Below are 20,102 nucleotides of genomic sequence, written 5' to 3'. Positions count from 1 at the left end.
CGGGTTTGTTGCTGCTTTCCTCAGCAGTTAGTCCAAGGAACGTGCGTTTTCGTACGCTTCGAACAGAGAGGAGACGAGAACGCCGTTTATCCGCATACCCGTCAAGTCTGCATCGCTTATATTCGTATGTGCCAAAGTCACGCCGCTTATAGCCAAGCCACTCATGTTGGCATTCGTAATTGTTGCACCGGTCAGATTGATATTATGAAGGCGCGCCCCTGCCAGATTGACATCGTCGAAATCAGCGTCGCTCAAATTGGTATCGACGAACTTTGACCTGGTCAAAACGGCAAAAAACTTTGAACCGGACAAATCCACGCCATCGAAATTCGAGCCCGACATATCCGCACGTTCATAATGCACATTCTGCAACTGTGGTCCCTGAAAGGGGTGGGTGTCATCCATGGTGACGGTTCCTCCTGCGCGAGTATCCCAGAAGTGTTAAACGGCACCATCGTTGTCGATATGGAGAGAATAAGCAACTAAAGTTGCCAGAGCGTCCTCTGACAATCTTCTCGATCCCCACTGCTGTGCGCTCAGGCTCGCTAGAGCGGTTCCTGTTCTAACAGAATCGCCGGAACCGCTCTAACTATTTGTTTTATCGCATTATCCAACGCAAAACCGTTTCACACTTTTGCTGGAAATGCTCTGGGGAGAACGGTTTCGGATAATTGTTTGTAAGATGGTGCGGGTGGTCGGAATCGAACCGACACTCCTTTCGGAACCGGATTTTGAGTCCGGCGCGTCTACCAGTTCCACCACACCCGCACGTTGCTGCCGAAGCAGTTCGATATGGTCCAAAGGGACAGCGAGTTGGGATATACCGGCTAAACGAAACAAGGTCAATTGCTCAAAAGTGCAGCTTTCACCGCTCTTGAGGCCAATGGCTATCAAGGCATGGAAGTAGCGACACACCACCCATCCGGCCGCCTGTCAGCACGGCTGCTCTCGCTCAAAACTTCGTTCCCGCGGCGTTATACGCAACAGGCCTTATGGGTTCGGCGCGGCTGCGAGACAGCCGACCTGCTTATCTGCGCAGGCTCCCTTCGACCAGATTCCAGAAGACCAGCAGGGCGATGAAGCCCAGTAGGACGTAATCCAGCGTGCTGATATAGTGAAAATATTCCATGGCGCATCTCCTTCCCCGGGAGGGCGCGATAGCGTTTGAGCCAGACGGAAGCTTATAATTATCCGGGCTTCAAGCACTTGTTCGAAGTGCCGGATTACACCGGTGCGGACCTCCTCTTCCGCCTGTCCATGCGCTCTCCCAAAACGAAGTGTATCACGCTTTGCCGTATGGCTCAAATCATTGGTCTGGCTGGCATAATTGACAGTGTTCGTGCGATCCCAGGCGTTCTAGTTCGAAGCCGCGACATTGGCTTTCCGGCAACTGGCAAAGCGGTCGAGCGCCGGATCGTAGGCCGAGGTCTTCACGCCCATCATGCCGATGACCGTGTGGAACAGATTGTCATGCGAGGCGGGCGCCGCCGCATCCTGTTTTATGCAGGCGGTATCGAGTTTGGTGGCGTTCGCATAGTCTGGTGAGAACCATGCGAAAAACGGGATATGGGTCTGGACGTCAGGGGCGATGAAATAGGGCGCTGCGTGCAGATAAAGGCCGTCTTCGCCAAGCGATTCGCCATGATCGGACATATAGATCATGGCCGGAGCAAAACGGTCTTCGCCGGCTTTCAGGACATTGATGATTTCCGACAATATGTGATCGGTATAGAGGATCGAATTGTCGTAGGCATTGACGATCTCGTCCGTGATGCAATCGGAAAATTCGCTTGTGCGGCATTCCGGTTTGAACTTGGCGAATTCCGGCGGATAGCGGCGATAGTAGGATGGTCCGTGACTGCCGGTCATATGGAGAACAATCGTGGCATTGCCGCTGACGTCCTTCAGGTGATCGCGCAGTTGGTCGACCAGAATTTGGTCGAGACATTCGCCGCCTTCGCAATATTGCGCATTGTTCGAATTCTGCAGGTCGACCGTCGGTATCCGATCCGAAACGCCTTTGCTTCCGGTATTGTTCTCGTACCAGGAAACCTGCACGCCGGCATGATTGAGCAAATCCATCAGATTTTCCGAGCCATGGAACTTTGAGCTCGAATATTCCTTGCGCGGAAAGGCTGAGAACATGCATGGCACGGAAACGGAAGTGTCGGTGCCGCAGCTCGTCGTGTTCGTGAAGGTGACAATATCCTGCTGCTTGAGCTCGGGATTGGTTTCCCGCGGATAGCCGTAAAGGCTGAAATTCTTGGCGCGGGCTGTTTCACCCACAACGATGACCGTCAGGAGCTTCTTGCCGGAGGTTGCTGGTGGCAGCGATTGTTTGGCGTCAAGACCCAGCGACTGCATCACGATCTGCCTGTCGTACAGGTCATGAGCGATATATTGCACCGTGCTCTTGATCGGCGTTCCGGGCATCAATCGTTCCATGATGTCGGAGCGATGTTCGCGATACATCGAGGAAAAGCTGCCATAGTCGGAACCGATCAGCGCAATTGCGACCGCAAGGCAGGCGATGATCGAAACGGTATTGACCACAAGCTTCTGCAGCAATGGCCGGTGTTTCACGCGGACCCAGATGATGAGAAGCGAGGGAATGACGGCGTAAAGCAGCATATGCAGCAGGAAGCCAGTCGTTACCAGATGGCCCGACTCCGCTTTTGTCGTTGTAAACGTTGCCTCGACCACGTTCCGGTCGATGATCGTGCCGAAAGTATCCGTAAAATAGGACCCGCCGGCGGCGACCCATACCGCGAAAAGGAGAACCGGCTTGATGACATATTTTGCGGAGAAAGCCATCAGCACTGCGATATGGATGAGGAGGATGGCCGCCGCCGCGACAACGAGCTTTTGCGGATGATCGGAAAAATAGGTGATCAGCCGGTGCCAGAAAGAAGTGTTGGTGAAGGCCAGGAGATAGATCGCGGTCAGGACGCAAAGCGTACCGCTGGCAATGGACGGGCGTGGAAATCGCATTCCTGAACCTTCAAATCCGATTTGGCCGCTACCGGCCGATGAACCATAATGGGGAGCTTCGCAGGGCTTCCGCAAAACTGCAATCGCAACATCTATTGCCCGGTAAATTCGGGGATCGGAGATTCAGGACAGTGATTTCTAGGCTTTTTTAAGGTTGCTTCAATCTGGCCCTATTTTCTTTCGGTGATGCTGCGGATGCGATTGCGCAGGATACGGGCCAGATTGCGTGTCCGCTGATAAAGGTGGATCTGCGATGCGGCCTGGCGGACCAGCTTGTCGGCCGCCGGATTGAGCCCGATGACCAGAGTTTCGATCGTTTCACGTGCATCGAAAAGCCGCGTCATGACCGGATGGTCAGGCACCGCGCAGGAATCCGTGCGGTTGATGTTCGGATCGTTGAGATGGTTCTTCACGACTTCGATCATCAGAAGCACGCCGGGCGACCAGGCGTTCAGGCTCTCGTCATAGGCCGTCTTCCAGGTCCAGGCTTCCCCTGAAACCGTGAAGACGATCAGAATGGCGATGACCCGCCCATCCAGTTCAAGCGTATGCACGCGCACGCAGTCACGCTCGGCCAGATTGTTCACCGCCTCGCGGGCGAAGGCGGCACGAAACCGGTCGACGGCCATGGCGGTGCCGCGCTTGCCCTTCCAGCCGCTCGCCTCAAGGGTCAGGAAATGTTCGAACGCATGGCGGACTTCGTCGGGCGTGCGGGCGACGCGATAGGCAAGTTCACCCTTTTCCGCCAGCCTGCGCCACAAGCGATTATAGTCTCGCCTATGATGTGAGCCGATGGCGTGCCTGATATAGGCGTCGCCATCCAGATCGCTTTCGAGAAATGGACGCTCTTTCTGCTCAATGGCCACCAGCGGCAATTGCCGGCCTACTGCGACCGAACGGATCAGTCTTGCCGCCGGGCCGTCAGCCCGCATTTCCGGCAGGACAAGCACGTCGGGCATCTTGAGGTGCCTGCGTGCCAGAATGTCGAACAGGTCTTCCAACACGCCAACCGGGTCGTCCTGATCGATCAGCGGCGTGCCCTGCGGCCCGAACGGCGTCGACCAGGCACGGATGACGGGCGTTGAAAGCGGCAGGCCGGGACGCTCGATCGTGTAGGGCATGACGAAACGCAGGCGGCTGCGGATTTCGTTCTCGTCGCGCATGACCATGAAGCGTACTTCCCGATCTTCGAGGCGCGGCATGGCAGGCGCCAGAAACCGCGCATTGAAGAAGACGTTCGGTTCGACCGTGCGGTTGCTCAGGTGATCGAGTTCATCGCGCAGTTCAAAGCCTGCGGCCGCTCCATAGATCGCGAGCTTGCGCGGTATGTCGCGACTGTGCAGGCTCTCCTCAATCTTCTTGATGGCTTCATGCGCCACGCCGCTCTCGGATAGTTCCGAAACGATGTGGGCGGCATTTCCGCCTGCCGATTCTTCGAGCAAAGGTTTCGCGGCCATTACGAAGTTCCCTCCGAGGTCTTGGCACGGTCTCGTGGAATGAGAATGAACATGGTTATGTGCAGGGTGCGTGACACGGCGGTCGAGAGAAGCGCGGCCTCCATCAGCATGGCGATGGCGGTCGAGACGGCAGCGCCCGTCAGGCCGAACTGCGGTATCAGCACCAGATTGAGAATGACATTGACGGCAAGTGTCGCGGCATAGAGGAGCGCGCAGATATTCTGCTTCCCCGACATATTGAGGAGGCTTTCCGCCGGACCCACGCTGGCGCGCGCGATCACCCCGATGATGAGGATGAACAGAAGCGGATAGCCGGCGGTAAAGGCGGGACCGAAAAGCCGCAGAAGCGGATAGCCCATCATCAGGATAATGATGCCGAGAAACAGCGTCGGCCAGAATGTCCAGCGAACGGATGCTTCGGCAAAGCTTGCAAACGCGGCGCGGTCGCCGCTGTGAAGCAGGTCGGAATAACGCTGTGCGACGCTGGCCTTGACGGCAAAATAAACGAAATGGGCGAGCGCCATGATCTTCGTCGCTGCAAAGTAGATCGCCACATGCTCGGGATCGAGTGCATGGCCGACCATCAGAACATCGACATTGATGAGGAGGAAGAAAAAACCCTCCACCAGAAAAATCGGCAGGGAGACTTTGATCCACTCGCCAAAATGCTGCTCATTCGCTGCGGCGGGGATGTCGTTTTTCAATGAACGGTCAACCGTCAGCAATTGGCCGATGGTCGTTATCCAGGTCGCCGCGATCGACAAAGCCAGGGCGGTGGTCGCGGTGGAGGGCAGCCCGGCCCGGTGCGCGATGACCATGAACAGGAGCACCAGGATCGGACGGACGATGTAGCTTGGCGTCAGTGCCATCATGACCCAGGTGCGCGAGCGCGCAATGCCGTCCAGCATATTGCCGAGCGCAATCATCGGCAAACAGATGAAACCGAGGATGAACGGCACGAGATAATAGCTCGCAACATGGTCTTTGAGCAGAAGCAGCAGGATCGTCCCCAGAAGCGCGATGAGTGTGGCGGCTGTGAAAGCAAAAACGCGTCCGGTGGCAATAATGCCCTGTACAAGGCCGAATGACTGGCGCTGCACATATTCCGGCACGAAACGGATGATGGTCGTATGCAGTCCGAAACAGGCCAGATCGCCCATGATGATCATGGCCAGCCAGACGAGAACGAAAACGCCGTATTCAAATTCGCCCATCCAGCGCGCCAGAATGACCTGAGACACAAGAGCAATGCCGGCGCTTGCCACGCGCACCGAAAAGGCGACGAGGGAAGAGCGCTGTGCGCTGGCCTGCGGTCCGCTATCCGTAAGCACGGCATCCAGCCGCTCCGTCACGGGACGAAGCCTGGCCGCGATCCTGCCGGGTAAGAACCGGCTCGCCGTTTCAGCTGCCGAAAACCGCACTATTTGCCAACCCTGTCTTTGCAGGTCTCTTCGGGCCTGCTTGTTATGCGCCGGACAAGCCGGCTTTTCACGCCTGTGCTTTGCTGCCTGCGACGCGCAGGGAAACCTTAGACAGGACTTCTTTATAAAGAGAAAAAGAAAAAGTCTAATCTTCCGAAGGTCGGACGAATTCAAGGAATGGTGAGTATTTTCTAAACGGTATCTATATTTGAATCATCTAAAATGAAACAAGCATAGAACTGCTCGTCAACCGTAGCGATATGCATTGCCGCTGAAACAATAAACCCCGGCAATTGGCTTGCCGGGGTTCATGAATTGGAGAAGGCGGAAGCCTTGGCTCACATCACTCGAAAGCGCCGTGGCAGTGCTTGTATTTCTTGCCGGAGCCGCAAGGGCAGGCTTCGTTGCGGCTGACCTTACCCCATGTGCGTGGATCGGCTGGATCGCGTTCGGCGGCAGGCACGTTGCGGTCGTCATGCTGGTGTTCCGCCCACGCCGCTTCATCGAAGTCGTTCTCGCCGGTCGTGCCGTCGATATGACGGCCTGTCATCGGCGGCAATTCGGGCTCAGGCGGCGCTTCGCGAACGATCTCGACGCGCATAAGCTGGGAGATGACTACTTCGCGCAGATTGGCAAGCATTGACTGGAACAGTTCGAACGCTTCGGTCTTGTATTCGTTCAGCGGGTCGCGCTGGGCGTAACCGCGGAAACCGACGACCGAACGCAGATGGTCGAGATTGACCAGATGCTCGCGCCAGAGATTATCCAGCGACTGCATGATGACCGACTTCTCGACATAGGTCATGATCTGCGGGCCGAAGCGTTCGGCCTTCTCGGCAGCAGCCTTGTCGGCGGCTTCCTTGATGCGGTTCTCGAACTCTTCCTCCGCTATGCCTTCTTCCTTGGCCCAATCCTCCACCGGCAGGTCGAGATTGAGCTTGGAGATGATGTCTTCCTTGAGACCGGCGATATCCCACTTTTCCGCATAAGCGTCCTTGGGGATGCGCAGGGCGACCATGTCCTCGATGACCTCATGACGCATTTCGCCGACGGTCTCGGTCAGGTCTTCTTCATCCATCATTTCCAGACGCTGTTCAAAGATCACCTTGCGCTGATCGTTCATCACGTCGTCGTATTTCAGAAGGTTCTTGCGGATTTCGAAGTTGCGCGCTTCGACCTTCTTCTGCGCCTTTTCAAGCGCCTTGTTGATCCAGGGATGGACGATGGCTTCGTCTTCCTTGAGGCCGAGCTTCTGCAACATGCTGTCCATGCGGTCGGAACCGAAGATGCGCATCAGGTCGTCCTGCAGCGACAGGAAGAACTTCGAGCGGCCCGGATCGCCCTGACGGCCCGAACGGCCGCGCAGCTGGTTGTCGATGCGGCGGCTTTCGTGGCGCTCGGTAGCGAGAACGTAAAGCCCCCCGGCGGCCAGGGCTTTTTCCTTCAATTGCGCGATGTCGGCCTTGATCGCAGCAATTTTCGCTTCGCGCTCCGGACCTTCCGGCACGTCGGAGAGTTCCTGACGGACGCGCATTTCCAGATTGCCACCGAGCTGAATATCGGTACCGCGACCGGCCATGTTGGTGGCGATGGTGATCGTTCCCGGTACACCGGCCTGCGCGATGATATAGGCTTCCTGCTCGTGATAGCGGGCGTTCAGGACCTGGAATTCCTTGATGCCTTCCTTGCGAAGGCGTTCTGCCAGCTGTTCCGACTTTTCGATCGAGGTCGTGCCGACGAGGATCGGCTGTCCCTTTTCGTGCGAGGCGCGGATATCGCGCACGATGGCGCGGTATTTTTCTTCGACGGTGCGATAGACTTCATCGTCTTCGTCGATACGCTGCACCGGCAGATTGGTCGGAATCTCGAGTACTTCGAGGCCGTAAATATTGCCGAATTCTTCCGCTTCCGTCGCAGCCGTGCCGGTCATGCCCGACAGCTTGTTGTACATGCGGAAGTAGTTCTGGAACGTGATCGAGGCCAGAGTCTGGTTTTCCGGCTGGATGGTCACGTGTTCCTTGGCTTCCAGTGCCTGGTGCAGACCTTCCGAATAGCGGCGGCCCGGCATCATGCGGCCGGTAAATTCGTCGATGATGACGATCTCGTCATTGCGGACGATGTAGTCCTTGTCGCGCTGGAACAGCTTGTGGGCGCGCAGCGCATTGTTCAGATGGTGAACGACCGCGACATTCTCGATGTCGTAGAGGCTTTCACCCTTGAGGTGGCCCGCAGCTTCCAGAAGCTGTTCAACCTTCTCGGTACCGACTTCGGTGAAGATGGCGGTCTTCTGCTTCTCGTCGATTTCAAAATCTTCCGGCTCAAGGGCTGGAATGAAGGTGTCGATGAGATTGTAGAAATCCGAACGGTCTTCCAGCGGGCCGGAAATGATGAGCGGCGTGCGCGCCTCGTCGATGAGGATCGAGTCCACTTCGTCGACGATGGCGTAATTGTGCGGGCGCTGCACCATCTGGGCGCGCTCATACTTCATGTTGTCACGCAGATAGTCGAAGCCCAACTCGTTGTTGGTGCCATAGGTGATGTCGCAGGCATAGGCCGCGCGGCGCTCATCGTCGTCGAGACCGTGCTTGATGACGCCGACGGTCAGGCCGAGGAAGTTATAGAGCCTGCCCATGGTTTCAGCGTCGCGGCTGGCGAGGTAGTCGTTGACCGTCACCACATGCACGCCCTTGCCCTCAAGCGCGTTGAGGTAGACCGGCAGCGTTGCCATCAGGGTCTTGCCTTCACCGGTACGCATTTCGGCGATGCCGCGCTCGTGCAGAACCATGCCGCCGATCAGCTGCACGTCGAACGGGCGCATGCCGAGCACACGCTTGGCGGCCTCACGCGCAGTTGCAAAAGCGTCGGGCAAAATGGAGTCGAGCGTTTTGCCACCAGTCAGCGCCGCGCGAAATTCCGCGGTCTTGGCCTGCAGTTGCTCATCGGTAAGATTTTCGTAATTCTTCTCGATAGCAGTAATTTGATTGGCCCGCTGGCGCAGGATTTTCACGCGGCGGTCGTTGGATGAACCGAATATCTTGCGGGCGAGGCCGCCAAAGCTGACCATCACTGGTCCTTTCCTGTCCGTTCAGCCGGAAGCGCTTCCGGCAATGTCGAATGCTTTATTCACGCGTATTGAAACAATTGCAAGAAAACTGCGCTGCGAAAGCTGCCAGATACGGCGCATTTCCGGCGCAATTCCCCCGCCCCTTACTGGACGTAAAGCCGAAGGACAGATAAGAGGGGCTTCGGGCGATGTCAACGTTGCTTTAAAGGCTGGAAAACCTTTCCTTTGTCGTAATATTGAAGGTGTCCGGGCCAAATTCCGCCGCATTCATCGGGCCCGTAAGCGGTCACGAAGGAGAGAATTCCATATGAAAGCCATTCTGAAAGCCCCTTATCGCAAGGCTCTCGCTGTCGTCGGCATGTCTCTGGCGGCCTCGGTGGCGCTGGCAAGCTACTCTGGCCCAGCATTCGCACAGGATGCCGCCCAGGGTACGGAAAAGCCTGCTGCCGCTCCCGCGGAAAAAGAAGATCCGACCAAGGTTCTGGCGACCGTCAACGGCAAGGACATCACTGTCGGTGAAGTCGACCAGGCTGCAGGCGATCTCGATCCGCAGTTCTCGCGCCTTCCTGCCGAGCAGCGTCGTCTGGCCGCGCTCGCTGCCCTGATCGACATCAAGGCAATGGCTGGCGAAGCGGAAAAGGAAAAGCTCGATCAGTCGAAGGAATTCAAGGATCGCATGGAATTCCTGCGTGAGCGCGCTCTCCATAACGAATATTTCAAGGACGCCGTTGTCGACAAGATCAGCGATGACGATGTGCGTGCGCGCTACGACAAGGAAATCGCCGCCATGCCGCCGCAGGTGGAAGTGCGCGCGCGTCACATCCTCGTGAAGACCAAGGAAGAAGCCGAAGCCATCATCAAGAAGCTTGCAGGCGGTGCCAAGTTCGAGGACCTCGCCAAGGAAAGCTCGACCGACGGTACGGCTTCCAATGGCGGCGACCTCGGTTACTTCACCGAAGGCCAGATGGTGCCGGAATTTGAAAAGGCCGCCTTTGCGCTGAAGCCGGGCGAATACACCAAGGAGCCGGTCCAGTCCCAGTTCGGCTTCCACGTCATCCAGCTCGAAGATCGCCGCACCAAGCAGCCTCCGGCATTCGATCAGGTCAAGGACCAGATCCGTTCGATCATCATGCGCGAGCGTTATGTCGAAACCGTCAAGAAGCTGCGTGACGGCATGAAGATCGACTACAAGGACCCGGCTGTCGAGAAAGCCATGAAGGACGCTGCCGCTGCCCAGGAAGGCGCGGACAAGGACGACGCGCCGGAAGAAGCTGCTCCACAGCAGTAAATCCCGCTTCAAGCATCAACGCCCCGGCTTGCCGGGGCGTTTTTTATTTCGATCCTGCGTTTCCCGCTTGATTTTAGATCGCAAACCTTTCCAATGCGCGCGTCAGGCTTTTGAATCCGAAAACACGTAATAGCCATTTGATGGCATTGCGATTTCCGGGTTTTCTACGAAACCGCATCCCATTGAGGCACATATGTCCGCGTCAGTTTCTCCGCTCGCACCAAAACACTATCCTACAATGCCGGTTGTCCATGGCGTGCGCATCGCCACCGCTGCTGCCGGGATCAAGTATAAGGGCCGAACGGATGTGATGCTGATGGTCTTCGACCGACCGGCGGAAGCCGCTGGCGTATTTACCCGTTCGCTCTGCCCGTCGGCGCCTGTCGATTTTTGCCGCCGCAACCTCGTGCACGGGAAGGCCCGTGCGGTTGTCGTCAATTCCGGCAACGCCAATGCCTTTACCGGGATCAAGGGTCGCGCGGCGACGGAAGCAACCGCCGAAGCCGCCGCCAAGGCTGTCGGCTGCGCCACGACGGATGTCTTTCTCGCTTCGACCGGCGTGATCGGCGAACCGCTCGATGCCGGCAAGTTCTCCCATCTGCTTGGCGACATGAACAGGGACGCGGTCGAGGATTTCTGGACGGAAGCCGCCAAGGCGATCATGACCACCGATACCTATCCGAAAGTTGCCACCGAAACGGTGCTGCTCGGTCAGGTGCCGGTCACGATCAACGGTATCGCCAAGGGCGCAGGCATGATCGCGCCGGATATGGCGACGATGCTTTCCTTTGTCGTCACCGATGCGCCGATCAAGGCGCATGTGCTGCAAAGCCTTCTGTCGAAGGGCGTTGGCTCCACCTTCAATGCGGTGACGGTGGATAGCGACACATCCACGTCGGACACCTTGATGCTGTTCGCCACCGGCACGGCGGCGGAACGCGGTGCGCCGGAGATTACCGACCCCGCCGACAAGCGGCTGGGTGAATTCAAGAAGGCGCTTGGCCGTCTTCTGAAGTCTCTGGCGCTGCAGGTCGTGCGCGACGGTGAGGGCGCCCGCAAGATGGTGGAAGTGGAAGTGACAGGCGCAAAGTCTGGAGCCTCCGCCAAGAAGATTGCACTTTCCATCGCCAATTCACCGCTGGTCAAGACGGCTGTCGCTGGCGAAGACGCAAATTGGGGCCGCGTGGTCATGGCCGTCGGCAAGGCTGGCGAACCGGCTGACCGCGACCGGCTTGCCATCTGGTTCGGCGATATTCGCGTTGCGCATCAGGGCGAGCGCGATCCGGCCTATTCGGAAGCCGCGACGTCCGCCTATATGCAGGGCGAGGATATTCGTATTCGCGTCGATCTGGGGATGGGCAAGGGCAAGGCAACCGTCTGGACCTGCGACCTCACCAAGGAATATGTTGCCATCAACGGCGATTACAGAAGTTGATCGAAGTGATGGAAAAACCCGGCACCCCAAGCCTCGCCATCGTCCGCCAGCTTGAAGCCGTCGGCTTCCGCGCCTGGCCTGCCACGTCTGTCCACTATGACGGCACATGGGCAATACGCATGACGGCAGCGCATCCTTCCCGGCGTCTCAACTCGATCAATCCGCTCGATCCCGGCGACACGCGCGACATTCCCACACGCGTTGAACTGGCCGCGCAGCGTTTCCGCGCCTATGGCCGCATTCCCTGCTTCCGGCTTTCCCCGCTCGCGCCGCGCGAGCTGGAGGATTATCTCGAGGGGCTCGGCTGGAAGCGGCGGGACGAAACCATCGTGATGACCGCAAACCTCGAGGAACTCGATCTGTCGGGCGCGATTGACCAGATACCCCTGAAGGATGTCGGTCGTTTCGTGGACGCTTCGCTGTCCATCCATGAAAGGCCGGACGACATGCGCCCCGGCTTCTCCGAGCTTCTCAACAATGTTCGTCCGAACAAGGGCATGTTCGTGCTGGAGGAAGGGGGCCGTGCCGTCTCCAACCTGCTTTGCGTGCAGGACGGCGTGATGGCGGGCCTGTTCGATGTCGGAACGTTGCGTGATGCAAGGCGCAAGGGTCACGGGCATGCGATTGTCGGTTCGGCGCTCAAATGGGCGGCAAAGCTTGGCGCGAAGACCGCATGGCTGCAAATCGAGGCGGACAATGTGGCCGGGCTTGCACTTTACGAAAGCTTCGGCTTTCAGGAAGCCTATCGCTATGCCTATCGGGAGAGCAACGAGAAATGACCGAGGTGAAGGGACGCCGCATTCTTCTGGTGGCGGCTTGCGCGCTAGTGGATTCGGATGGCCGGGTTCTGCTGACGCAACGCCCGGAAGGCAAGCAGCTTGCCGGGCTGTGGGAGTTTCCCGGCGGCAAGGTGGAGCCGGGCGAGACGCCCGAAGAAACGTTAATCCGCGAATTGCAGGAAGAAATCGGTATCACCACGAAAGTGGCCTGCCTTGCGCCGCTGACATTCGCCAGCCATACCTATGATGACTTCCACCTGCTCATGCCGCTCTATGTCTGCCGCCGTTATGAAGGCATTGCGCGGGGGCTCGAGGGGCAGGCGCTGAAATGGGTTCGCCCGAAGGATATGCGCGACTATCCGATGCCGCCGGCCGATGAACCGCTGATCCCTTTCCTGCTTGATCTGCTCTAAGCCAACTGCTTGCGCCAGCTGTGGAAAAAGGTTGGCAACGTCTTACGATTCCGCTGGCCGGTTAATCTATGATTCACTCCGTTGAGGCATTCTCGTTTACGAGCTGCCCCGGAGTCTTGAAGCATGAGTTTCGACAACAATTATTTTAGCGCCGATCACAACGAATATACCGCCAAGCCGCTAACCAAGGCTGGTCGTGGAATCCTGCGCGTTGTGCTGCTGTTCGGCTCTGCCGTTGTCGCCCTGGCGTTGATCATCGTGCCGATCCTCAACGATCAGGCAAACAAGATCGCGGCTCAATCGGTGCTGCCTGCCGGGATCGACCGCACCATGACCGGTTCGGTCAAGCGTGACGCCAGCGCCCAGCCCCACACACCAGGCCAGACCTATACGGTGCGCAAGAGCGTGCTTCAGCCAAGCCCCGACTCCGTCTGCATCATCGAGGCCGATGGCAGCCACCGCGGCGATTGCTGATCAGTTTTCTTCTGCCTTTTTGAGCGCTTCCGCCAGCGATGCTTTTGCGGAGCCCGGCTTCAACGGTTTCTGCTGCGATTCATGCGGCGCCCAGCCCGACAGCCAGATGATGGAGAAGGTGGCGCGAATGCGCCCGTCCGGGTCGGAGAACCGTTCGGCATAGATTTCGGCGGCGCGCAGAAACAAGCGTTTCGATACCGGCTTTCTGGAACGGTCGCGCAGGATGTTCTGCATGCCCATGGCGCGCAGGTCGGCCATCAGGTTGAACAGCGAATCATAGCGCACGGTGATGTTGTCGACATCCGTTACGGGCAGGGCGAAGCCCGCGCGTTGCAGAAGGCCGCCCACATCGCGTACGTCCGGGAACGGGAAAATGCGCGGTGAAGCACCGCCGGTGAGTTCGATTTCGGCCTGAAGAAGACTTTCGCGGAGTTCTCCAAGCGTTCCGCTGCCACTCAAAGCAGCCAGAAAAAGCCCATCCGGTTTCAGGGCGCGGGCAACCTGCACCATGGCACCCGGCGTATCGTTCGTCGCGTGCAGGGCCATCAGCGAGACGACAAGATCGGCGCTCGCGGGTTTCAGCGGAAGTATTTCCTCATCACCGACAATAGCCGGGAATGGGCCTTGCAAAAAATCCCTGTCGCGTTCGATGCGGACAATCAGGTCGGCCTTGCCGGACCGGGCAATGGCCGCCGCCGCCGCGCCGGTATGGCCAGCGAGATCGACGGCTACGGGGAAACGGCGCTCTACAGCGTCGAGGCGGTCGGCGAGATCGTCGGCGATGCGCTGCAACAGGAAATCCGCGCCGGGTTCGGCGCGCGCAAAGGCGCGGCGGCGAAACGAGAGCAGGAGGTCGCGATCGAAGATCGCGCTATCATCGGTCGGCGCAGGCATGGATTCCGTCTTCTCTTTCGAGCAAGGTTCAGTACAATCGTTGCGGGATAGATGCATTCGAACGGGGGCGAATGCAATGGCGGATGACGACAGAACGCATCAAACCTTTTTGCGCAGCGCTGGCCAAGGGCTTCGGCAGCTTGTCGGCAGGGCTGTCCGATCATCGGCGGATACGCTGTTCCCGCCGACATGCATCGGCTGCCGGATGCATGTGTCCGAACCGGGGACATTGTGTCCGAAATGCTGGCCGGAACTGCGGTTTATCGAAAGGCCCTATTGTCCCGTCCTCGGCATACCATTCAGCCACGATTTCGGCGAGAATTTCATGAGTGCGGAGGCGATTGCCGACCCGCCGCCTTTCCGGCGGCTCCGCTCCGCGGTTCTGCATCGGGGAGCGGCACAACGCATGGCGGTCTCGCTGAAGTTTCATGACCGGACCGATCTGGCCCCGTGGATGGCGCGCTGGATGCAGCGCGCGGGCCGCGAATTGCTGGACGAATGTGATGTGATCCTGCCTGTGCCCCTGCATCGCTGGCGGTTCTGGCAGCGGCGTTTCAACCAGTCGGCGGAGCTTGCCCGTGCCCTGGCAAAACTGGAGATGAAACCCTTTGCACCGCAAGGCATCAAGCGGGTACGTAGGACGGAACAGCAGATCGGCCTCGGCATCAAGGAACGAAAGCGCAATGTGGACGGCGCGTTTCGCGTGCCGCAGGAACATGAGATTCATATTCGCGGGCGCCGGGTCCTGCTGATCGATGACGTCTACACCACTGGCGCGACGGTGAAGGCGGTGACGCGCGCCTTGCTGCGTGGCGGCGCAAGAAGCGTGGACGTGCTGACGTTCAGCCGCGTTCTGCCGGATTAGGCTCACCACTCAACACTGGCTCGTGAAAAGCTTCGGGGCTTCCAGTGGGCACCGTTGCCGCTTATATAGTGGGCAAAGAATGGAGTTTTTCATGGTTGACGTCACCATCTACACGCGCCCCGGTTGCCCATATTGCACCATGGCCAAGGAATTGCTGACCCGCAAGGGCGTGGAATTCAATGAAATCAATGCGGGAGCAACGCCGGAATTACGCGCGGAAATGCAGGCGCGTTCCGGGCGCAATACGTTCCCCCAGATTTTCGTCGGTTCGTTTCACGTCGGTGGCTGCGACGATCTTCATGCGCTGGAAGATCAGGGAAAACTCGACGGCCTGCTCGAGACTGGCCAATTGAACTGAGGTTATTGGGAGAAACCGATGAGCACGTTCCGCGCTGCCGCAATACAGATGCGATCGGGTACCGACGTCGTCCGCAACGTCGAGACCCTGGAGAAATTCGTCGCCGAGGCGGCGTCGAAGGGCGCGGCTTATGTGCAGTCGCCGGAGATGACCGGCGCGATGATGCGCGATCGGGTCGCCTTCAAGGCCAGCCTGCGTGACGAAGCCAATGATCTGGTTTTCAAGGCTGCTTCTGCATTGGCGGCGAAACACGGCATCTTCCTGCATATCGGTTCAACCGCCATCGATACGGGTGACGGCAAGATCGCCAATCGCGCCGGAATTTTCACGCCTTCTGGCGAGAAACTCGCGACCTATGACAAGATCCATATGTTCGACGTCGATCTGGACAATGGTGAAAGCTGGCGCGAATCAGCGACCTACGAGCCGGGCAGGGAAACCATTATTGCCGAACTGCCTTTTGCCAATCTCGGCATGGCGATCTGCTACGATATCCGTTTTCCGCAATTGTTCCGCGCGCAGGCGCTTGCCGGTGCCAATGTGATTACCGGCCCCGCGGCCTTTACGAAGCAGACCGGTGAGGCGCACTGGCACGTTTTGCAGCGTGCGCGCGCCATCGAGAATGGTGCATTCCTGATCTCGGCCGCGCAAGGTGGCCTGCATGAGGACGGGCGCGAAACCTATGGCCATTCGATCATCGTCTCGCCATGGGGCAAGGTTCTCGCCGAAGCCGATCACGATGAGCCGGGTGTCATCCTGGCCGACATCGACGTGGCGGAAAGCGCAGCCGCACGCGCCAAGATACCGAACCTGAAGAATGCGCGGGAGTTCGATATACGGACTTGCTCCGCCCAACAGAAAGAGGACGCATAAATTCCATGATCCGCTTTTCGCTTCATTGCGATCAGGGCCATGAATTCGAAGGCTGGTTTCGCGACAATGCCGATTTCGACCGCCAGTCGGGAATGAAGCTGGTCGCGTGCCCGGTATGCAATTCGCAAGTTGTCCAGAAATCGCTGATGGCGCCGGCCGTTTCGACAAGCCGTGGCAAGGAGAAGATTGCCATGGCGCTCGGCGACACGCAGAAACAGATACTGGACGAGATGCGGGAATTGAGCCGCAAGGTTCGCGAGAACGCGGATTATGTCGGCGACAAATTCGCCGAGGAAGCCCGGAAGATTCATTTCGGCGAAGCCGAAACACGTGGCATCTACGGTGAAGCCTCGCGCGAAGATGTGCATTCCTTGCTCGAAGACGGTGTCGACGTTCTGCCGCTGCCGGTATTTCCAGAAGACAAGAACTGATTGCCGCGCAGGAGACAGGGCGCATGAAACTGACGGATTCTGCGCCTTTTTTGCTGATCGCAACCGGCACCTTGCTGGGGCTCATCCTGCCGCTCGGCAAGATTGCCGCGCAGGCGGGTATTCCGCCTGCCATCTGGACCTTTCTGTTTTCGGCGAGTGCCGGGATCATTCTTTTCGCGGTTCTTCGCCTGCAAGGTAAGAAGATCGGCTTTTCGGGCGGTCGGTTGCGTTATTATATCTGCACCGCCTTCGTCTCCTATGCCGTGCCCAATCTCCTCATTCTTTCCGCCATTCCGCGCCTTGGCGCCGGTTTTACCGGCATCATGTACACGCTGTCGCCGGTGATCACGCTCGTCCTGTCGATGGGATTCGGACTGCGGCGTCCCAATGCGCTCGGGATCGGCGGCATAGCCCTGGGCTTTGTCGGCGCGGTGATGGTGGCGATGACGCGCGGCGAAGTGGGAAAGCCCGCCGACCCTCTGTGGATCGCCGCGGCATTGCTCATTCCGGTCTTTCTGGCCATCGGCAATGTCTACCGCACGCTCGACTGGCCAAAGAGCTCCGATCCGACCGAGCTTGCTGCCGGAAGCCATCTGGCGTCTGCGCTGATGCTGTTTGCCGGAATATTCATGCTCACCGGCCAGTTTCCGATTGAAACCCTGGCGCTCGCGCCATGGGCTGCCCTTGTCCAGTCGATTGCATCCGCGGGCATGTTCGCCCTGTTCTTCCGCCTGCAGGCGGTCGGCGGCCCGGTTTATCTCAGCCAGATCGGCTATGTCGCGGCGGCGCTGGGGCTTATTTCGGGAACACTGTTCCTCGGCGAACATTATCCGCCGCTGACCTGGATCGGTGCGCTGGTCATTTGCGCTGGCGTTGCTATGACAACGCGCGCGCAAAAAGGCTGAGAGCAGGACAGATCAGGCGGGCCGTTCGGCAAGCACCATATAGTTCACGTCGGTATCGCGGGAGCGGTTCCAGCTGTCGGCAAGCGGATTATAGGTTACGCCAAGCTTGTCGATGAGCCGCAGGCCACCTTTTGCCAGTGCGGATTCCAGCTCTTCCGGGCGCACCAGTTTCTCATATTGGTGCGTGCCGCGCGGCAGCCAGCGCAGGACATATTCCGCGCCGATGATGGCAAGGCCGTAAGCTTTCAGCGTGCGGTTGATGGTGGCGACGAACATCAATCCGCCGGGCTTCACCATTTCGCTTGTTGCCGACATGAACAGGTCGACATCGGAGACATGCTCGACCACTTCCATATTCAGCACCACATCAAATTTTTCACCAGCTTCCGCCAGCGCTTCTGCGGTCGTGGCCCGGTAGTCCACCTCGACCCCGCTTTGTGCTGCGTGAATTTTCGCCACCTCGATGTTCGTCGTGGAAGCGTCCGCTCCGATCACGGTTGCGCCAAGCCGCGCCATCGGCTCGCAGAGCAGCCCGCCGCCGCAACCGATGTCGAGGAGGCGCAGGCCTTCCAGGGGACGCGGCGCATTGGGGTCGCGGTTGAACCTGGCGCAGATTTTTTCCTTGATATAGGCAAGCCGCGTCGGATTGAATTTGTGCAAGGGGCGGAACTTGCCCTGCGGGTTCCACCATTCCGCAGCGATGCGTGAAAAATGCTCGATTTCCGAAGCGTCGATGGTGGTGCGGGCGGTCTCGGTCATTTCATTCTCCAGCGGCGGAAGCGTGCAGGTCTGCTTTCAAGGTAGTACTCCAAAGTCGAGGAACAAATCAAATTCGCTCTCAGGAGCCCCGATGCGAATCGCGGCCTTGCGGAAGCGCGACATATTAGCTATGTGACCCCGGGTTTGCCTGTCGCAACAATATAAGGTTTGGGCAGGTGAGAGTGTAATTTTTCTAAAGAGCGGGACGTATCCTTAAATGGCGCGCATCGTGATGAAATTCGGCGGCACTTCGGTGGCCGATCTGGAACGCATCTATAATGTGGCGCGCCACGTCAAACGCGAGGTCGAAGCGGGCAATCAGGTTGCCGTCGTCGTTTCGGCCATGTCCGGCAAGACCAACGAGCTGGTCGGCTGGGTGCAGAACATGCCGAAGGTCTGCGGCGCAAGCTCGCCCTTCTACGACGCGCGCGAATACGACACCATCGTCGCTTCCGGCGAGCAGGTGACGAGCGGTCTTCTGGCGATCGCGCTCCAGTCCATCGGCGTCGATGCGCGTTCGTGGCAGGGCTGGCAGATTCCGATCAAGACCGACAACGCCCATGGCGCGGCCCGTATTCAGGAAATCGATGGTTCGGAAATCATCCGCCGCATGGAAATGGGGCAGGTTGCAGTGGTCGCCGGTTTCCAGGGGCTGGGTCCGGACAACCGCGTGGCGACGCTTGGACGCGGCGGTTCGGATACCTCCGCCGTCGCCATTGCGGCCGGTGTGAAGGCTGATCGCTGCGATATCTATACGGATGTGGACGGCGTCTACACCACCGATCCCCGCCTGGAGCCGAAGGCGAAGCGCCTTTCGAAGATTTCCTTCGAGGAAATGCTGGAAATGGCGTCGCTCGGCGCCAAGGTTCTGCAGGTGCGTTCGGTCGAACTCGCCATGGTGCACAAGGTGCGCACTTTCGTGCGCTCGAGCTTTACGGACCCAGATGCGCCGGGCATGGGTGATCCGATCAACCCGCCCGGAACCCTTATTTGCGACGAGGATGAAATCGTGGAACAGCAGGTCGTCACAGGTATCGCCTTTGCGAAGGATGAAGCTCAGATCTCGCTGCGGCGCGTGGCCGACCGGCCGGGCGTATCGGCGGCAATTTTCGGGCCGCTCGCCGAAGAGCACATCAATGTCGACATGATCGTGCAGAACGTGTCGGAAGACGGCTCCAAGACCGACATGACCTTCACCATTCCGACCGGCGACATCGACAAGGCGCTGAAGGTGCTGGACAAGGTCAAGGGCGAGATCGGCTTCGATAACATCCAGTCGGAAACCGGCCTTGCCAAGATTTCCGTCATCGGCATCGGCATGCGCAGCCATGCGGGCGTTGCCGCGACCGCCTTCAAGGCGCTGGCCGAAAAGGGCATCAATATCCGCGCCATCACGACGTCCGAAATCAAGATTTCGATCCTGATCGACGGCCCTTATGCGGAGCTTGCCGTGCGCACGCTGCATGCGGTCTACGGTCTCGATAAATAATCAACAGGATTAGCATCTGCTTTGGAGCTTTGCCGCGTAACCGAAAGGGTGCGCGGCATCGCAACATTTTGCGAGGCGCGACTATTTGTTCTGGACGCGGGTGTCAAAAATGCTCACAAAGGGATTGGCGTAACGCATCGCGGGCGGGTATTGGGAAATCGGCTGGCGAAGGCGCGCCAGCAACCTGAAAGGAGCCCCCGACGATC

The 20,102-nt window shown here is 58.5% G+C and carries 18 protein-coding genes and 1 tRNA gene; 11 read left to right on the top strand and 8 right to left on the bottom strand.

What is annotated here, in order from left to right:
• Nucleotides 1-27: 27 nt before the first annotated feature.
• The 6 genes from OINT_RS11100 to secA all read right to left on the bottom strand — a co-directional run bounded on the left by OINT_RS11100 (nucleotide 28) and on the right by secA (nucleotide 8,933).
• Nucleotides 28-405, bottom strand: a complete 378-nt coding sequence (locus OINT_RS11100; RefSeq protein WP_006467901.1) for a pentapeptide repeat-containing protein — start codon at nucleotides 403-405, stop codon at nucleotides 28-30.
• Nucleotides 406-683: 278 nt separating this feature from the next.
• A tRNA-Leu gene (locus OINT_RS11095) sits at nucleotides 684-768 on the bottom strand.
• Between the two features lie 588 nt (nucleotides 769-1,356).
• Nucleotides 1,357-2,991 (bottom strand): phosphoethanolamine transferase, encoded by a 1,635-nt coding sequence (locus OINT_RS11090; RefSeq protein ID WP_006472248.1) that lies wholly within the window; start codon nucleotides 2,989-2,991, stop codon nucleotides 1,357-1,359.
• A gap of 170 nt (nucleotides 2,992-3,161) precedes the next feature.
• The gene (gene bspF / locus OINT_RS11085; RefSeq protein WP_006467899.1) at nucleotides 3,162-4,448 is read right to left on the bottom strand and encodes a type IV secretion system effector crotonyl transferase BspF; all 1,287 of its coding nucleotides are present in this window, start codon (nucleotides 4,446-4,448) and stop codon (nucleotides 3,162-3,164) included.
• Nucleotides 4,448-5,869: a lipopolysaccharide biosynthesis protein gene (locus OINT_RS11080; RefSeq protein ID WP_036565501.1), complete on the bottom strand. Its 1,422-nt coding sequence runs from the start codon at nucleotides 5,867-5,869 to the stop codon at nucleotides 4,448-4,450. The genes bspF and OINT_RS11080 overlap by 1 nt, the downstream gene beginning before the upstream one ends.
• Before the next feature lie 343 nt (nucleotides 5,870-6,212).
• Nucleotides 6,213-8,933, bottom strand: a complete 2,721-nt coding sequence (secA, locus tag OINT_RS11075; RefSeq protein WP_006472250.1) for a preprotein translocase subunit SecA — start codon at nucleotides 8,931-8,933, stop codon at nucleotides 6,213-6,215.
• Between the two features lie 307 nt (nucleotides 8,934-9,240).
• Between secA and OINT_RS11070 the strand changes: the two genes are divergently transcribed.
• From OINT_RS11070 to OINT_RS11050, 5 genes are all read left to right on the top strand, one after another.
• Nucleotides 9,241-10,221, top strand: a complete 981-nt coding sequence (locus OINT_RS11070; RefSeq protein ID WP_006472251.1) for a peptidylprolyl isomerase — start codon at nucleotides 9,241-9,243, stop codon at nucleotides 10,219-10,221.
• A gap of 193 nt (nucleotides 10,222-10,414) precedes the next feature.
• A complete protein-coding gene (gene argJ, locus OINT_RS11065) occupies nucleotides 10,415-11,656 on the top strand; it encodes a bifunctional glutamate N-acetyltransferase/amino-acid acetyltransferase ArgJ (RefSeq protein ID WP_006467895.1) in 1,242 nt (413 codons plus the stop codon).
• A gap of 8 nt (nucleotides 11,657-11,664) precedes the next feature.
• On the top strand, nucleotides 11,665-12,435 hold the full coding sequence (locus OINT_RS11060; protein WP_031346633.1) for a GNAT family N-acetyltransferase: 771 nt from the start codon (nucleotides 11,665-11,667) through the stop codon (nucleotides 12,433-12,435).
• The gene (gene mutT / locus OINT_RS11055) at nucleotides 12,432-12,848 is read left to right on the top strand and encodes an 8-oxo-dGTP diphosphatase MutT (RefSeq protein WP_006467893.1); all 417 of its coding nucleotides are present in this window, start codon (nucleotides 12,432-12,434) and stop codon (nucleotides 12,846-12,848) included. Before OINT_RS11060 ends, mutT begins: the two co-directional genes overlap by 4 nt.
• Before the next feature lie 123 nt (nucleotides 12,849-12,971).
• Nucleotides 12,972-13,322 carry a hypothetical protein gene (locus OINT_RS11050; protein ID WP_006467892.1) on the top strand — a complete coding sequence of 117 codons (351 nt, stop codon included), beginning with the start codon at nucleotides 12,972-12,974 and terminating at the stop codon, nucleotides 13,320-13,322.
• On the opposite strand, the gene OINT_RS11045 is transcribed toward OINT_RS11050, so the two are convergent.
• On the bottom strand, nucleotides 13,323-14,216 hold the full coding sequence (locus OINT_RS11045; RefSeq protein ID WP_006472252.1) for a methyltransferase domain-containing protein: 894 nt from the start codon (nucleotides 14,214-14,216) through the stop codon (nucleotides 13,323-13,325). It abuts the gene before it with no gap.
• 76 nt (nucleotides 14,217-14,292) lie between these two features.
• Here OINT_RS11045 and OINT_RS11040 point away from each other — a divergent pair, with 76 nt between their 5' ends.
• The 5 genes from OINT_RS11040 to OINT_RS11020 all read left to right on the top strand — a co-directional run bounded on the left by OINT_RS11040 (nucleotide 14,293) and on the right by OINT_RS11020 (nucleotide 17,648).
• The gene (locus OINT_RS11040) at nucleotides 14,293-15,081 is read left to right on the top strand and encodes a ComF family protein (protein ID WP_006472253.1); all 789 of its coding nucleotides are present in this window, start codon (nucleotides 14,293-14,295) and stop codon (nucleotides 15,079-15,081) included.
• Between the two features lie 91 nt (nucleotides 15,082-15,172).
• Nucleotides 15,173-15,439: a glutaredoxin 3 gene (gene grxC / locus OINT_RS11035; protein ID WP_006472254.1), complete on the top strand. Its 267-nt coding sequence runs from the start codon at nucleotides 15,173-15,175 to the stop codon at nucleotides 15,437-15,439.
• Nucleotides 15,440-15,457: 18 nt separating this feature from the next.
• On the top strand, nucleotides 15,458-16,312 hold the full coding sequence (locus OINT_RS11030; protein ID WP_006467888.1) for a carbon-nitrogen hydrolase family protein: 855 nt from the start codon (nucleotides 15,458-15,460) through the stop codon (nucleotides 16,310-16,312).
• Between the two features lie 5 nt (nucleotides 16,313-16,317).
• Entirely contained in the window at nucleotides 16,318-16,743 is a 426-nt protein-coding gene (locus OINT_RS11025) for a DUF1178 family protein (protein ID WP_006472255.1), read from the top strand.
• Between the two features lie 23 nt (nucleotides 16,744-16,766).
• Nucleotides 16,767-17,648: a DMT family transporter gene (locus OINT_RS11020; protein ID WP_006467886.1), complete on the top strand. Its 882-nt coding sequence runs from the start codon at nucleotides 16,767-16,769 to the stop codon at nucleotides 17,646-17,648.
• A gap of 12 nt (nucleotides 17,649-17,660) precedes the next feature.
• Here OINT_RS11020 and ubiG read toward each other — a convergent pair whose 3' ends face one another.
• Nucleotides 17,661-18,407 (bottom strand): bifunctional 2-polyprenyl-6-hydroxyphenol methylase/3-demethylubiquinol 3-O-methyltransferase UbiG, encoded by a 747-nt coding sequence (ubiG, locus tag OINT_RS11015; RefSeq protein WP_006467885.1) that lies wholly within the window; start codon nucleotides 18,405-18,407, stop codon nucleotides 17,661-17,663.
• A 217-nt stretch (nucleotides 18,408-18,624) separates the two neighbouring features.
• Here ubiG and OINT_RS11010 point away from each other — a divergent pair, with 217 nt between their 5' ends.
• Nucleotides 18,625-19,896 carry an aspartate kinase gene (locus OINT_RS11010; RefSeq protein ID WP_006467884.1) on the top strand — a complete coding sequence of 424 codons (1,272 nt, stop codon included), beginning with the start codon at nucleotides 18,625-18,627 and terminating at the stop codon, nucleotides 19,894-19,896.
• Nucleotides 19,897-20,102 lie beyond the last annotated feature (206 nt).

Source organism: Brucella intermedia LMG 3301, from assembly GCF_000182645.1.
In the GTDB taxonomy this organism is placed as follows: Bacteria; Pseudomonadota; Alphaproteobacteria; order Rhizobiales; family Rhizobiaceae; genus Brucella; species Brucella intermedia.
The sequence above is the reverse complement of the archived record's forward strand: the minus strand, read 5'-3'. Positions and strand labels throughout refer to the sequence as shown.